Raw genomic sequence first — 15360 nt, forward strand, 5'->3', positions numbered from 1 at the left:
AGGGTAGGTGAGTACGGGGTAAAAAAAATGCGAATCACATCACATTAGTGTAATCGCTTACACTGCCATTCATGCTGGTTATTGGTTAATTCATTGAAAGTTAACATTATTTATTGGGATTAAATAATGTTGGTCGTCTGAATTTAAGACAATGATGAAATATAATGTAACAGTGATGCAAGTGTGCTGGCTAAGAGATGTTAATTCAAGGTAGAGGGAAATATGGTGTGATGTAATCGCTTTCATTTTCATTTAAAGCAATAGTAATCAGCGCGGTTTGGTGATGGATGTGGGAGAGGAAATAGGTATAAAAAAAGACCAGCGCGAGGCTGGTCTTCATAAGCGTTAAGTCTGGTTTAAATTACTTCAGACCGGCAGCGTCGCGCAGCAACTGTGCTTTGTCGGTTTTTTCCCATGGGAAATGTTCGCGACCAAAGTGACCGTAAGCAGCGGTTTCTTTGTAAATCGGGTGCAGCAGATCCAGCATCTGAATCAGGCCATACGGGCGCAGGTCGAAGAACTCACGCACCAGAAGAGTCAGCTGCTCTGAAGGCACTTTTTCAGTACCGAACGTTTCCACCATGATAGATGTCGGTTCTGCCACGCCGATTGCGTAGGAAACCTGAATCTCACAACGGTCAGCCAGGCCTGCGGCAACGATGTTTTTCGCTACGTAACGGGCTGCATAGGCTGCGGAACGGTCAACTTTAGACGGATCTTTACCAGAGAATGCACCGCCGCCGTGACGCGCCATGCCGCCGTAGGTATCAACGATGATTTTACGACCGGTCAGACCGCAGTCGCCCATCGGGCCGCCGATAACGAAACGACCAGTTGGGTTGATGAAGAATTTGGTCGAAGCGGTCAGCCATTCAGTCGGCAGTACCGGCTTGATGATCTCTTCCATAACGGCTTCTTGCAGCGATTTCTGGTCGATATCTTCAGAGTGCTGAGTAGACAGAACAACCGCATCAATACCGACGATTTTGCCGTCGTCATACTGGAAGGTTACCTGGCTTTTGGCATCCGGACGCAGCCAGGATAAGGTGCCGTTTTTACGCACTTCAGCCTGACGCTGCACCAGACGGTGAGCATAGGTAATAGGTGCTGGCATCAGCACGTCGGTTTCGTTGGTTGCATAACCAAACATCAGGCCCTGGTCGCCTGCGCCCTGTTCCAGCGGATCGGCACGATCAACACCCTGGTTGATGTCCGGAGACTGTTTACCAATCGCGCTCAGTACCGCGCAAGAGTTGGCGTCAAAGCCCATGTCGGAATGCACATAGCCAATTTCGCGAACCGTGTTACGGGTGATCTCTTCGATATCAACCCATGCGCTGGTGGTGATCTCACCGCCAACTAAAACCATACCGGTTTTGACGTAGGTTTCGCAGGCAACGCGTGCTTTTGGATCCTGTTCCAGGATTGCATCCAGCACAGCATCAGAGATTTGGTCAGCGATTTTGTCAGGATGCCCTTCTGATACGGACTCGGACGTAAAAAGGTGTTTTGCCATATTTAATTTCACCTAAGGAGAATTTGGTTAGCTCAAACTGTCGAGTGGAATAGTCATGTGTAGAAGATTCTACCATGAGTCTGCAGATGACGGACACTGGCAGTCTGAGTGTTAATCGGTATAGATGGATTAACATCTGGACGGCTATTTTAGGACAGTTCTTCGCCTGATTTCCAGCTTTTTTTGATTGAGGTCGCATTGTACTGAAAATGTAACTGGAAATTTTTCCTGACGGTGCTGGCAATGTGCATATTTATCTTTTGCTTTTTGACTTTCTTATCGGTATAAAACGCGGCGCGCGGCTCATACAAAAGCACACGACGTTTTCATCGTGTTGCCACTTCCAGCCGGGTTAAAACTTTAGCTTTGGCTTGTGGGTTCGTTCCGTAAGGAGCAACCGTGGAGGTGATACGAGATAATGAACCGTTGTATTCTGCAGAATCTGTCGCACCGTTCTGGTGTACATATGTCCCCCGCAATCTGCATCTCTGCTTTGCATACCTGTCGATGTTATATACACAAAATCATTTATGCTGCGTCGAGGCGGCAAGTGAATGAGTCTCCTGAACGTACGAGTAGTGCGTGACTAGGGCGAATGAGCGTAGCCAACAAAGAGGCTGCATGAAGGATGAAGTGTATACCCATCTCGGCGTATCTCAGGACTCAAGAGCCGGTAACGGTCACTAAGAACTGAACAAGGGCGCTCTTGGTAAACAAGAGTTTTCTCGTGGTTTCGCCGAACCGTCAGCATTAAGTTCGGTTACGTGTTTACATTGATATGAAAAAGAAACCGGTCGCACAGTCGGAGCGTCAGCACTATCTGCTGCAAATTCTGCCTGTATTTGGGTTGTTATCGCGTCTTCGGATTGCGATAGTAGTCAACTGTTTTACACTTGTTAATAAAATTGAGGTTCGCTATGTCTGACGACATTTCTTTGGGTTCGCCTTCGTCAGCAGGCGAACACGGTGTACTACGCTCCATGCAGGAGGTTGCAATGAGTTCCCAGGAAGCCAGCAAGATGCTGCGTACTTACAATATTGCCTGGTGGGGTAATAACTACTACGACGTCAATGAACTGGGTCACATCAGCGTGTGCCCGGATCCGGACGTACCCGAAGCGCGCGTTGACCTTGCTGAGTTGGTGAAAGCCCGTGAAGCGCAGGGCCAGCGTTTGCCTGCATTGTTCTGCTTCCCGCAGATCCTGCAACACCGTCTGCGTTCGATTAACGCCGCGTTTAAACGTGCCCGTGAATCTTACGGTTACAACGGTGACTATTTCCTCGTTTACCCGATCAAGGTCAACCAGCACCGCCGCGTGATTGAATCGCTGATCCACTCCGGCGAACCGCTGGGACTGGAAGCGGGTTCCAAAGCTGAACTGATGGCCGTTCTGGCTCATGCCGGAATGACCCGTAGCGTGATCGTGTGTAACGGTTATAAAGACCGCGAATATATCCGTCTGGCGCTGATTGGCGAGAAGATGGGCCATAAGGTCTATCTGGTCATCGAGAAGATGTCTGAAATCGCTATCGTGCTGGATGAAGCTGAACGCCTGAATGTCGTTCCGCGTCTGGGCGTGCGTGCGCGTCTGGCGTCGCAGGGCTCCGGCAAGTGGCAGTCCTCAGGCGGGGAAAAATCGAAATTCGGCCTGGCGGCAAACCAGGTGCTACAACTGGTCGAAATTCTGCGCGAGCGCGGTCGTCTGGACAGCATTCAGTTGCTGCACTTCCACCTTGGCTCGCAGATGGCGAACATTCGTGATATCGCCACCGGCGTACGTGAATCGGCGCGTTTCTACGTTGAGCTGCACAAGCTTGGCGTCAATATCCAGTGCTTCGACGTGGGCGGTGGTCTGGGTGTGGATTACGAAGGTACCCGTTCGCAGTCTGACTGTTCCGTAAACTACGGCCTGAACGAATACGCCAACAACATCATCTGGGCTATTGGCGACGCCTGCGAAGAACACGGTCTGCCGCATCCGACGGTAATCACCGAGTCTGGCCGCGCGGTTACCGCGCACCATACCGTGCTGGTATCAAACATTATCGGCGTTGAGCGTAGCGAACACACAGAAGCAACGCCTCCGGCTGATGATGCGCCGCGTGCTTTGCAAAGCATGTGGGAAACCTGGCAAGAAATGCATGAACCGGGAACCCGTCGTTCACTGCGTGAATGGCTGCACGACAGCCAGATGGATCTGCACGATATTCACGTTGGTTACTCTTCAGGTACCTTTAGCCTGCAAGAGCGCGCGTGGGCTGAGCAGCTTTATCTGAACATGTGCCATGAAGTGCAGAAACAACTCGACCCGAGCAACCGTGCGCACCGTCCGATTATCGACGAGCTGCAGGAGCGAATGGCGGATAAGATTTACGTCAACTTCTCGCTGTTCCAGTCGATGCCAGATGCGTGGGGGATCGATCAGCTGTTCCCGGTAATGCCGCTGGAAGGACTGAATCAGGTACCTGAGCGCCGCGCGGTGCTGTTGGATATCACCTGTGACTCTGATGGCGCTATCGACCACTACGTTGACGGTGATGGCATTGCGACCACCATGCCGATGCCGGAATATGACCCGGAGAACCCGCCGATGCTGGGCTTCTTTATGGTGGGTGCGTACCAGGAGATCCTCGGCAACATGCACAACCTGTTTGGTGATACCGAAGCGGTTGACGTGTTCGTCTTCCCTGACGGCAGCGTAGAAGTTGAGCTGTCCGACGAAGGGGATACCGTGGCGGATATGTTGCAGTACGTGCAGTTGGATCCGAACACCTTGCTGACGCAGTTCCGTGACCAGGTGAAAAACACCGATCTGGATACCGAGCTGCAGCAACAGTTCCTCGAAGAGTTTGAGGCCGGTCTGTACGGTTATACTTATCTGGAAGATGAGTAACGATAAATGCCTGCTGGCGCTACGCTTACCGGGCCTACGGAAGTAGGCCGGATAAGGCGAAGCCGCATTTGTGGCACTTACTTGAATCCGTACAAAATAACGGCGATAATTTGCCGTAAATATGCAGTTACCAAATCAATCCCTTCCTCGTCGGGCTTAACGACGCGGAGGGGATTTTTTTTCATCGATTTTTAAAGAGGTCAGTACATGAGCACCTTAGGTCATCAATACGACAACTCCCTGGTTTCTAACGCCTTTGGTTTTTTACGTCTGCCGATGAACTTCATGCCGTACGACAGCGACGCCGACTGGGTGATCACCGGTGTACCGTTTGATATGGCAACGTCTGGTCGTGCGGGCGGGCGTCATGGTCCGGCGGCGATCCGTCAGGTTTCCACTAACCTGGCGTGGGAGCATAACCGCTTCCCGTGGAACTTCGATATGCGCGAGCGCCTGAACGTGGTGGACTGCGGCGATCTGGTTTATGCCTTCGGTGATGCGCGTGAAATGAGTGAAAAACTGCAGGCTCATGCTGAGAAGCTGCTTTCTGCCGGTAAGCGCATGCTCTCCTTCGGCGGCGACCACTTCGTCACGCTGCCGCTGCTGCGCGCGCACGCAAAACACTTTGGTAAAATGGCGCTGGTGCACTTTGATGCCCACACCGACACCTACGCGAACGGCTGCGAATTCGACCACGGCACCATGTTCTACACTGCGCCAAACGAAGGGCTGATCGATCCGAATCACTCTGTGCAGATTGGTATTCGTACCGAATTCGACAAAGACAATGGCTTTACCGTGCTGGATGCCTGCCAGGTGAACGATCGCAGCGTAGATGACATCATCGCCCAGGTTAAGCAGATTGTCGGTGATATGCCGGTGTATCTGACCTTTGATATCGACTGCCTGGATCCTGCGTTTGCGCCGGGTACCGGTACGCCAGTGATTGGCGGTCTGACTTCCGATCGCGCGATCAAGCTGGTACGTGGTCTGAAAGATCTGAACATCGTCGGGATGGATGTTGTTGAAGTGGCTCCGGCCTACGATCAGTCAGAGATCACCGCGCTGGCGGCAGCTACGTTGGCTCTGGAAATGCTGTACATCCAGGCAGCGAAAAAAGGCGAGTAAGTTGTTTTGCCGGATGGCGCTAACGCTTATCCGGCCTACAGCTGGTTGATGTTTGTAGGCCGGATAAGGCGTTCACGCCGCCATCCCGCAGTGTTCAAGGGTTATTTGATCCCGTCTGCGCTCATGCGATCGCGAATATGTTGCGCACGTTCTGCGGATGCCGGGTGATCGTCAAACATTGAGCTTTGACGTCCAGCTTCCAGTTTGGCCAGTTTCTCAAAGCTGGTGGCTAAACCTGCCGGATTGATCCCGCGTTTGCGCAACAAATCATACGAGTAATCATCCGCCTCGGATTCCTGACGCTGGGAGAACTGCGAGTTCACCAGTTTCTCGCCAAGATCGCCCAATTGCGACTGCGACAGGCTGCCGACAATGCCGCCAGCGGATGCCGCCGCTGCACGTACAGCGTTGGTACCCAGCGCAACCTGCATACCTTTTTTCACGTGACCCAGCGCGACGTGGCCCATTTCATGGCCGATCACCGCTTCGACTTCGTTGTCGGTCATCATATCCATCAGGCCGCTGTACACGCGGATACAGCCGTTTGCCATGGCAAAGGCATTCACATCTTTCGCCATATAGACTTTGTAGTTCACCGGCTGGCCGTTAATGTTATCGCCAAGCGCGGCGGATATTTTGCCAAGACGCGTTGCGTACTCGCTGCTGGCTGGGGCGATAGTAGCCTTGCTGTCCATATCTTTACAGGCCTGATCGCTCAGCGCTTTTACCTGAGCATCGCTCAGACTGTAGGCCTGAAAAGCCTCCGCGCCAGAAGAAAGCAGTCCGTTGGAGTCCATGTTCTGGCAGCCGGTCAATGCCGCAGCCATGCTCGTAGCAAGCAGTAAAGCGCGAATTTTCATTTTTTCTCTTCCGCACAAAGTCAGGATTATTCTAAAAATTACGTCGTTTGCAGGTGAACCGACGCTCGGCCTAAGTATAAAGAAAAGAACAATACGCGGGCGAGAAGATTGCGCAACTTGCGCGCATGATCCAGAGATTTCTGAAGCGGCAAAAGGATGCTCCATGTACATGACACGCGGCTTGGGTTACATTGTTGGCACTTTTTTCCGGCGTAGCCCAAAACGCGCTGTCGTCAAGTCGTTAAGGGCTCAGCCTTCATTATCCGATCTGGAGTCAAAATGTCCTCACGTAAAGAGCTTGCCAATGCTATTCGTGCGCTGAGCATGGACGCAGTACAGAAAGCCAAATCCGGTCACCCGGGTGCCCCGATGGGTATGGCTGACATTGCCGAAGTCCTGTGGCGTGATTTCCTGAACCACAACCCGACTAACCCGTCCTGGGCTGACCGTGACCGCTTTGTGCTGTCCAACGGCCACGGCTCCATGCTGATTTATAGCCTGCTGCACCTCACCGGCTACGATCTGCCGATGTCCGAGCTGCAGAACTTCCGTCAGCTGCACTCCAAAACTCCGGGTCACCCGGAAGTGGGTTACACCGCGGGTGTTGAAACCACTACAGGTCCTCTGGGTCAGGGCATTGCGAATGCAGTGGGTATGGCTATCGCTGAAAAAACGCTGGCGGCGCAGTTTAACCGTCCAGGTCACGACATCGTTGACCACTTCACCTATGCTTTCATGGGTGACGGCTGCATGATGGAAGGTATCTCTCACGAGGTATGTTCCCTGGCTGGTACGCTGAAGCTGGGCAAACTGGTTGCGTTCTACGATGACAACGGCATCTCTATCGATGGCCACGTTGAAGGTTGGTTCACCGATGACACCGCGAAGCGTTTTGAAGCTTACGGCTGGCATGTGGTTCGTGGTGTTGATGGCCACGATGCTGACGCGATTAAGCGCGCAGTTGAAGAAGCACGCGCAGTAACCGACAAACCGTCCCTGCTGATGTGCAAAACCATCATCGGTTTCGGTTCTCCGAACAAAGCGGGTACTCACGACTCTCACGGTGCACCGCTGGGCGATGCAGAAATCGCACTGACCCGTGAACAGCTGGGCTGGAAATACGCGCCGTTCGAAATCCCGTCTGAAATCTACGCGCAGTGGGATGCGAAAGAAGCCGGTCAGGCAAAAGAAGCTGCATGGAACGAGAAGTTCGCTGCTTATGCGAAAGCCTACCCGCAGGAAGCGGCTGAATTCACCCGTCGTATGAAAGGTGAAATGCCGTCTGACTTCGACGCCAAAGCGAACGAGTTCATTGCTAAGCTGCAGGCTAATCCGGCGAAAATCGCCAGCCGTAAAGCTTCTCAGAACGCGATTGAAGCCTTCGGTCCTCTGCTGCCTGAATTCCTTGGCGGCTCCGCTGACCTGGCACCGTCTAACCTGACGCTGTGGTCTGGTTCGAAAGCGATTAACGAAGATACTGCCGGTAACTACATCCATTACGGTGTGCGTGAATTCGGTATGACCGCTATCGCGAACGGTATCTCCCTGCACGGTGGTTTCCTGCCGTACACCTCCACCTTCCTGATGTTTGTGGAATATGCCCGTAACGCGGTGCGTATGGCTGCGCTGATGAAACAGCGTCAGGTCATGGTCTACACCCACGACTCCATCGGTCTGGGCGAAGACGGCCCGACTCACCAGCCGGTAGAGCAGGTTGCTTCTCTGCGTGTGACCCCGAACATGAGCACATGGCGTCCGTGTGACCAGGTTGAATCCGCCGTTGCGTGGAAATATGGTGTTGAGCGTCAGGACGGCCCGACCGCGCTGATCCTCTCCCGCCAGAACCTGGCACAGCAGGAGCGTACCGAAGAGCAACTGGCAAACATCGCTCGCGGTGGTTACGTGCTGAAAGACTGCGACGGTCAGCCGGAACTGATCTTCATCGCTACCGGTTCTGAAGTTGAGCTGGCTGTGGCTGCGTGGGACAAACTGACTGCCGAAGGCGTGAAGGCTCGCGTGGTTTCCATGCCGTCTACCGACGCGTTCGACAAACAGGATGCCGCTTACCGTGAGTCTGTGCTGCCGAAAGCGGTTTCCGCTCGCGTTGCAGTGGAAGCAGGTATCGCGGACTACTGGTTCAAATACGTGGGCCTGAACGGCGCAATCGTCGGTATGACCACCTTTGGTGAGTCTGCTCCGGCAGAGCTGCTGTTTGAAGAGTTCGGCTTCACCGTAGACAACGTTGTCGCGAAAGCTAAAGAACTGCTGTAATTTCGATTACAGGTGAAAACGGGTCGCTCAGGCGGCCCGTTTTTTTTTTTGCTTTTCCGGAACGCGCCGCGCGTTGCGCAATCGCACGGCGCAGTCTGCTATCCAGACCGTCTGCGGCATCGTTGAAGGGCTCCGGGACTCGGACCTCGCGCTGGTGATTAGATGCAGGTTAGGGGGCTTTCTGATTTAAATCAGGGTGTGCAACACGACAACGAAATAATTTTGCTACGGTTATTCGTCATTCTGGAATATGGAATAAATTTAGCGTTGAAGGGCGTTAAAATGTGACGCAAGTCAGATAACTGTGTTCTGTTGCTGGACAATCATTCCTTTTATTCCTCGTTTCGCTTATTCTAGCTGAAGCGTTTCAGTCGATTAAATGTTCGACAATTAACCAATTAGTCGCAGTTTGCGACAGGTAAGGTTTCCCTGAGCGATTTGCTGCATTACTCTGTCTGCCACATCGTTTCTGAGAAATCCTTGCAGGAGACCTATGACCGTACGCGTAGCGATTAATGGTTTCGGTCGCATCGGACGCAACGTGGTTCGTGCTTTGTATGAATCCGGGCGTCGGGCGGAAATCACCGTGGTGGCAATCAACGAACTTGCGGATGCTGCAGGCATGGCGCATTTGTTGAAATATGACACCAGCCATGGACGTTTTGCCTGGGATGTTCGTCAGGAACGTGACCAGCTCATCGTTGGCGATGACGCTATCCGCATTCTGCATGAGCGAACACTCGATGCACTTCCATGGCGCGAACTGGGTGTCGACATCGTGCTGGATTGTACGGGGGTCTTCGGCAATCGCGAACACGGCGAGGCGCATATTGCCGCTGGTGCAAAAAAAGTGCTCTTTTCACATCCTGGTAGTCACGACATCGACGCAACCGTTGTGTATGGCGTTAATCAGGATCAGCTGCGCGCTGAGCACCGGATCGTTTCCAACGCTTCCTGCACCACGAATTGCATAATACCCGTCATTAAATTGCTGGATGATGCTTACGGCATTGAGTCTGGTACCGTCACCACGATCCACTCCGCGATGCACGATCAGCAGGTTATTGATGCTTATCATCCTGACCTGCGTCGCACGCGAGCGGCCAGCCAGTCGATTATTCCGGTTGATACCAAACTGGCGGCGGGCATCACGCGAATTTTTCCGCAGTTTAACGATCGTTTTGAAGCGATAGCGGTGCGTGTACCGACCATAAATGTGACGGCGATCGACTTAAGCGTGACGGTGAAAAAACCAGTAAAAGCCAGTGAAGTCAACCAGTTGCTGCAAAAAGCAGCACAAGGTGCATTTCATGGTATAGTTGACTATACGGAATTACCGTTGGTCTCTGTAGATTTTAACCACGACCCGCACAGTGCCATCGTAGATGGTACGCAAACGCGTGTGAGTGGCGCTCACCTGATCAAAACGCTGGTCTGGTGTGATAATGAATGGGGCTTTGCTAACCGTATGCTCGACACTACGTTAGCGATGGCTGCTATTGGTTTCAGGCTCGACGCTTGAGCGTCGACAAAACTTTATGAATCAACGAGAGGATTCACCATGTCTGTAATTAAGATGACCGATCTGGATCTGGCTGGTAAACGCGTTTTTATCCGTGCGGACCTGAACGTACCAGTTAAAGAAGGGAAAGTAACCAGCGATGCGCGTATCCGTGCTTCTCTGCCGACCATCGAACTGGCCCTGAAACAGGGTGCGAAAGTGATGGTAACTTCCCACCTGGGTCGTCCTACCGAAGGCGAGTACAACGAAGAATTCTCTCTGCTGCCGGTTGTTAACTACCTGAAAGACAAACTGTCTGCTCCGGTTCGCCTGGTAAAAGATTACCTGGACGGCGTTGAAGTCGCTGCCGGTGAACTGGTGGTTCTGGAAAACGTTCGCTTCAACAAAGGCGAGAAGAAAGACGACGAAGCACTGTCCAAAAAATATGCTGCGCTGTGCGACGTATTCGTAATGGACGCTTTCGGTACAGCTCACCGTGCACAGGCTTCTACTCATGGTATCGGTAAATTCGCTGATGTAGCTTGCGCAGGTCCGCTGCTGGCTGCTGAGCTGGATGCGCTGGGTAAAGCACTGAAAGAACCTGCTCGTCCGATGGTTGCTATCGTTGGCGGTTCTAAAGTTTCCACCAAACTGACCGTTCTGGATTCTCTGTCAAAAATCGCTGACCAGCTGATCGTTGGCGGTGGTATCGCGAACACCTTCGTTGCCGCTCAAGGCCACAACGTGGGTAAATCCCTGTACGAAGCTGACCTGGTTGACGAAGCTAAGCGTCTGCTGACCACTTGCGACATCCCGGTCCCGACTGACGTTCGCGTAGCGACTGAATTCTCTGAAACTGCACCGGCTACTCTGAAGTCCGTTAGCGATGTGAAAGAAGACGAGCAGATCCTGGACATCGGCGACGCTTCTGCACAGCAGCTGGCTGACATCCTGAAAAATGCGAAAACCATTCTGTGGAATGGCCCGGTTGGCGTGTTCGAATTCCCGAACTTCCGCAAAGGTACTGAAATCGTTGCTAACGCTATCGCAGACAGCGAAGCGTTCTCTATCGCAGGCGGCGGTGACACCCTGGCAGCAATCGACCTGTTCGGCATTGCTGACAAAATCTCCTACATCTCCACTGGCGGCGGCGCTTTCCTCGAATTCGTGGAAGGTAAAGTATTGCCAGCAGTAGCGATGCTCGAAGAGCGCGCTAAAAAGTAAGCATTTAATGGGCAGGGAAACCTGCCCAATTATTAGCGCGCTTTAGAGCGCGCGCCCTTTCCAAGGCCGAAGATACAGGATTCGTAATATGTCTAAAATTTTTGATTTCGTAAAACCAGGCGTAATCACTGGTGATGACGTACAGAAAGTTTTCCAGGTAGCAAAAGAAAACAACTTTGCCCTGCCAGCTGTTAACTGCGTTGGTACCGACTCCATCAACGCCGTTCTGGAAACCGCTGCAAAAGTTAAAGCGCCGGTAATCGTACAGTTCTCCAACGGTGGTGCTTCTTTCATCGCGGGTAAAGGCGTGAAGTCTGACGTTCCTCAGGGCGCTGCAATCCTGGGTGCTATCTCTGGCGCGCATCACGTTCACCAGATGGCTGAACACTACGGTGTTCCGGTTATCCTGCACACTGACCACTGCGCGAAGAAACTGCTGCCGTGGATCGACGGTCTGCTGGACGCGGGTGAAAAACACTTCGCAGCAACCGGCAAACCGCTGTTCTCTTCTCACATGATCGACCTGTCTGAAGAGTCTCTGGAAGAGAACATCGAAATCTGCTCCAAATACTTGGCGCGCATGTCCAAAATGGGCATGACCCTGGAAATCGAACTGGGTTGCACCGGTGGCGAAGAAGACGGCGTGGACAACAGCCACATGGACGCTTCTGCACTGTACACCCAGCCGGAAGACGTTGATTACGCATACACCGAGCTGAGCAAAATCAGCCCGCGTTTCACCATCGCAGCTTCCTTCGGTAACGTACACGGCGTTTACAAGCCGGGTAACGTTGTTCTGACCCCGACCATCCTGCGCGACTCTCAGGACTATGTTTCTAAGAAACATAACCTGCCGCACAACAGCCTGAACTTCGTCTTCCACGGCGGTTCCGGTTCTACTGCTCAGGAAATCAAAGACTCCGTAAGCTACGGCGTAGTGAAAATGAACATCGACACCGATACCCAATGGGCTACCTGGGAAGGCGTTCTGAACTACTACAAAGCGAACGAAGCTTACCTGCAGGGCCAGCTGGGCAACCCGAAAGGCGAAGATCAGCCGAACAAGAAATACTACGATCCGCGCGTATGGCTGCGTGCTGGTCAGGCAACCATGATCACCCGTCTGGAACAGGCTTTCAAAGAACTGAACGCGGTTGACGTTCTGTAATTTACGCCATTCTACGTGACATGAGGCCCGCAAATGCGGGCCTTTTTTATTGCCATTTCAATATGCTGCTGGCAGAGAATTCTGTGATCTGTTTGGCAAAATCCAGGTTTATTGTTTACCCTTGTCAGATTGCCAGTCCCGTTGGGACGGCTTTATTTTTCCCATTTGGGTAAGCAAAAAAGGAATATTGAATGGAAGATTTGAATGTTGTCGACAGCATAAATGGTGCGGGCACCTGGCTGGTCCGCAATCAGGAGCTGCTGTTAAGCTATGCCGTCAACATCGTTGCGGCCATCGCCATTGTCATTATCGGTATGATTGTGGCGCGCATCGTATCAAACACCGTTAACCGCCTGATGGTGGCACGTAAAATTGATGCAACCGTTGCTGACTTCCTCTCCGCACTGGTGCGCTACGGTATTATCGCGTTCACGCTGATTGCCGCTTTGGGTCGCGTTGGGGTACAAACCGCTTCTGTGATTGCCGTTCTCGGTGCCGCAGGTTTAGCCGTTGGTCTGGCGCTGCAAGGTTCGCTGTCCAACCTCGCCGCTGGCGTGCTGCTGGTGATGTTCCGTCCGTTCCGCGCAGGTGAGTATGTAGACCTCGGCGGCGTAGCGGGAACCGTACTCAACGTGCAGATTTTCTCCACGACTATGCGTACCGTAGACGGTAAGATTGTGGTGATCCCAAACGGTAAAATCATTGCCGGGAACATCATTAACTTCTCTCGTGAGCCGGTTCGTCGTAACGAATTTATCATCGGCGTAGCTTACGACTCCGATATCGATCAGGTGAAAAAAATCCTCACCGATATCATTCAGTCTGACGAGCGTATCCTTAAAGATCGTGAAATGACGGTGCGCCTGAATGAGCTGGGCGCTTCCTCGATTAATTTTGTGGTACGCGTCTGGAGCAACAGTAGCGATCTGCAAAGTGTCTACTGGGACGTACTGGAGCGTATTAAACGCGAGTTTGACGCCAACGGTATCAGCTTCCCGTACCCGCAGATGGATGTGAACTTCAAGCGTGTGAAAGAGAGCGCGGCAGAGTAATCGCGTGCCCGGTGGCGCTATCGCTTACCGGGCCCACAGGTTTTGTAGACCGGATAAGCGTCAGCCGTCATCCGGCATTCCCCCACCCTTGGTATTAATTCTTCTTATCCCTGATTAAAATTATCCATTTCCGCTAATGTTTCCCCCGCGCTATAGTCTGCTCCTAAGAGAAACAGTTCGGGATGATTAACGTGTTATCGTATTATTTTCAAGGGCTTGCACTTGGTGCGGCTATGATACTTCCGCTCGGTCCGCAAAACGCCTTCGTGATGAATCAGGGGATCCGTCGCCAGTATCACATCATGATTGCTTTACTCTGCGCTATCAGCGACTTAGTGCTGATTTGCGCGGGGATCTTTGGCGGTAGCGCCTTGCTGATGCAGTCACCATGGCTGATGGCGCTTGTCACCTGGGGTGGGGTGGCATTTTTACTCTGGTACGGTTTCGGGGCGTTAAAAACGGCGATGAGCAGTAACCTGGAACTGGCCAGCGCCGAGGTGATGAAGCAGGGTCGCTGGAAAATTATCGCTACTATGCTGGCGGTGACATGGCTCAACCCCCATGTTTACCTGGATACCTTTGTGGTGCTTGGGAGTCTGGGAGGCCAACTGGACGTTGAGCCTAAGCGTTGGTTTGCGCTGGGCACCGTCAGCGCTTCGTTCCTGTGGTTCTTCGGCCTGGCATTGCTGGCGGCCTGGCTCGCTCCGCGTTTGCGCACTGCTAAAGCACAGCGGATCATCAATACCCTGGTAGGATTGGTGATGTGGTTTATCGCTTTTCAGTTGGCAAAAGAAGGTGTTGCGCACGTTCATGCGTTGTTCAACTAAGTGTTGTCTGATGGACAACGCAGCGAGATCGGCTAAGCTTGCCTGCATGTGCCCTGAGTTTCGGGGTAATTAATGAAACATGGAGGAACGACCGTGAAGTTCAAAATAATGGCCCTGGCGGCATTAGTCGGATTCAGCGCACTATCGGTACAGGCAAATGAGTTGCCAAATGGACCGCACATCGTGACTTCCGGAACGGCAAGCGTGGATGCGACACCAGACATCGCTACTCTGGCGATTGAAGTGAATGTAGCTGCAAAGGATGCGGCTTCAGCGAAGAAGCAGGCTGATGAGCGCGTGGCGCAATATCTGTCCTTCCTTGAACAGAACCAGATAGCGAAGAAAGATATTAGCGCGGCAAACCTGCGCACCCAGCCGGACTACGACTACCAGAATGGTAAAAGCGTCCTTAAAGGCTATCGTGCGGTACGTACCGTTGAGGTCACGCTGCGTCAGTTGGACAAACTCAATGCGCTGCTCGATGGTGCACTGAAGGCCGGTCTGAATGAGATCCGTTCGGTATCGCTTGGCGTTGCCCAGCCGGATACTTACAAAGATAAAGCGCGTAAAGCAGCAATTGATGATGCTATTCATCAGGCTGAGCAGTTAGCTGCGGGCTTTAACAGCAAACTGGGGCCCGTTTACAGCGTGCGTTACCACGTTTCCAATTATCAACCGAGCCCGATGGTACGGATGATGAAAGCAGATGCAGCACCTGCGACATCCGCTCAGGAAACCTACGAACAGCCGGTTATTCAGTTTGACGATCAGGTTGATGTGGTCTTCCAGATTGAGCCGACGGCGGGGCAACCAGCAGCAACGCCAGCCAAAACCCAGTAATCATTGCAGACCCGGCTTTCCAGCCGGGTTTTTTCTGTGAGCAACTGTAAAAATGAGACCCTACATCCAGTCTTTTTTT

12 protein-coding genes and 1 pseudogene are annotated in these 15360 nt (G+C 52.6%); 11 read left to right on the plus strand and 2 right to left on the minus strand.

Features of this window, described 5'->3' with window-relative positions; genetic code table 11:
* Positions 1–361: 361 nt before the first annotated feature.
* Positions 362–1516 carry a methionine adenosyltransferase gene (gene metK / locus OGY13_RS08405; protein ID WP_020996311.1) on the minus strand — a complete coding sequence of 385 codons (1155 nt, stop codon included), beginning with the start codon at positions 1514–1516 and terminating at the stop codon, positions 362–364.
* Positions 1517–1934: 418 nt separating this feature from the next.
* Here metK and yqgG point away from each other — a divergent pair.
* The 4 genes and pseudogenes from yqgG to speB all read left to right on the plus strand — a co-directional run.
* Positions 1935–2036, plus strand: a pseudogene (yqgG, locus tag OGY13_RS08410) (small protein YqgG); the annotation flags it as partial.
* 258 nt (positions 2037–2294) lie between these two features.
* Complete coding sequence (yqgB, locus tag OGY13_RS08415; RefSeq protein ID WP_071692618.1) at positions 2295–2441, plus strand: acid stress response protein YqgB; 147 nt, start codon at positions 2295–2297, stop codon at positions 2439–2441.
* A complete protein-coding gene (gene speA / locus OGY13_RS08420; protein WP_071692619.1) occupies positions 2434–4410 on the plus strand; it encodes a biosynthetic arginine decarboxylase in 1977 nt (658 codons plus the stop codon). The genes yqgB and speA overlap by 8 nt, the downstream gene beginning before the upstream one ends.
* A gap of 207 nt (positions 4411–4617) precedes the next feature.
* A complete protein-coding gene (speB, locus tag OGY13_RS08425) occupies positions 4618–5538 on the plus strand; it encodes an agmatinase (protein ID WP_003027056.1) in 921 nt (306 codons plus the stop codon).
* Positions 5539–5639: 101 nt separating this feature from the next.
* Here the strand turns inward: speB and loiP are convergent, their stop codons facing one another.
* Positions 5640–6398 (minus strand): metalloprotease LoiP, encoded by a 759-nt coding sequence (gene loiP / locus OGY13_RS08430; RefSeq protein WP_032944921.1) that lies wholly within the window; start codon positions 6396–6398, stop codon positions 5640–5642.
* Positions 6399–6677: 279 nt separating this feature from the next.
* Between loiP and tkt the strand changes: the two genes are divergently transcribed.
* The 7 genes from tkt to OGY13_RS08465 all read left to right on the plus strand — a co-directional run bounded on the left by tkt (position 6678) and on the right by OGY13_RS08465 (position 15281).
* Complete coding sequence (gene tkt / locus OGY13_RS08435; RefSeq protein WP_003825453.1) at positions 6678–8669, plus strand: transketolase; 1992 nt, start codon at positions 6678–6680, stop codon at positions 8667–8669.
* 493 nt (positions 8670–9162) lie between these two features.
* Positions 9163–10191, plus strand: a complete 1029-nt coding sequence (gene epd, locus OGY13_RS08440; RefSeq protein WP_008785759.1) for an erythrose-4-phosphate dehydrogenase — start codon at positions 9163–9165, stop codon at positions 10189–10191.
* A gap of 39 nt (positions 10192–10230) precedes the next feature.
* Positions 10231–11394, plus strand: a complete 1164-nt coding sequence (pgk, locus tag OGY13_RS08445) for a phosphoglycerate kinase (RefSeq protein WP_003027032.1) — start codon at positions 10231–10233, stop codon at positions 11392–11394.
* Positions 11395–11482: 88 nt separating this feature from the next.
* Positions 11483–12562 (plus strand): class II fructose-bisphosphate aldolase, encoded by a 1080-nt coding sequence (fbaA, locus tag OGY13_RS08450; protein ID WP_003027029.1) that lies wholly within the window; start codon positions 11483–11485, stop codon positions 12560–12562.
* A 191-nt stretch (positions 12563–12753) separates the two neighbouring features.
* Complete coding sequence (locus OGY13_RS08455; protein ID WP_003825461.1) at positions 12754–13614, plus strand: small-conductance mechanosensitive channel MscS; 861 nt, start codon at positions 12754–12756, stop codon at positions 13612–13614.
* Positions 13615–13805: 191 nt separating this feature from the next.
* Positions 13806–14441: an arginine exporter ArgO gene (gene argO / locus OGY13_RS08460; RefSeq protein ID WP_003027005.1), complete on the plus strand. Its 636-nt coding sequence runs from the start codon at positions 13806–13808 to the stop codon at positions 14439–14441.
* A 93-nt stretch (positions 14442–14534) separates the two neighbouring features.
* Entirely contained in the window at positions 14535–15281 is a 747-nt protein-coding gene (locus OGY13_RS08465; RefSeq protein WP_003825465.1) for an oxidative stress defense protein, read from the plus strand.
* Positions 15282–15360 lie beyond the last annotated feature (79 nt).

The sequence above is a fragment of the Citrobacter sp. Cpo045 genome (genome assembly GCF_030332875.1).
Taxonomy (GTDB): Bacteria; Pseudomonadota; Gammaproteobacteria; order Enterobacterales; family Enterobacteriaceae; genus Citrobacter; species Citrobacter portucalensis.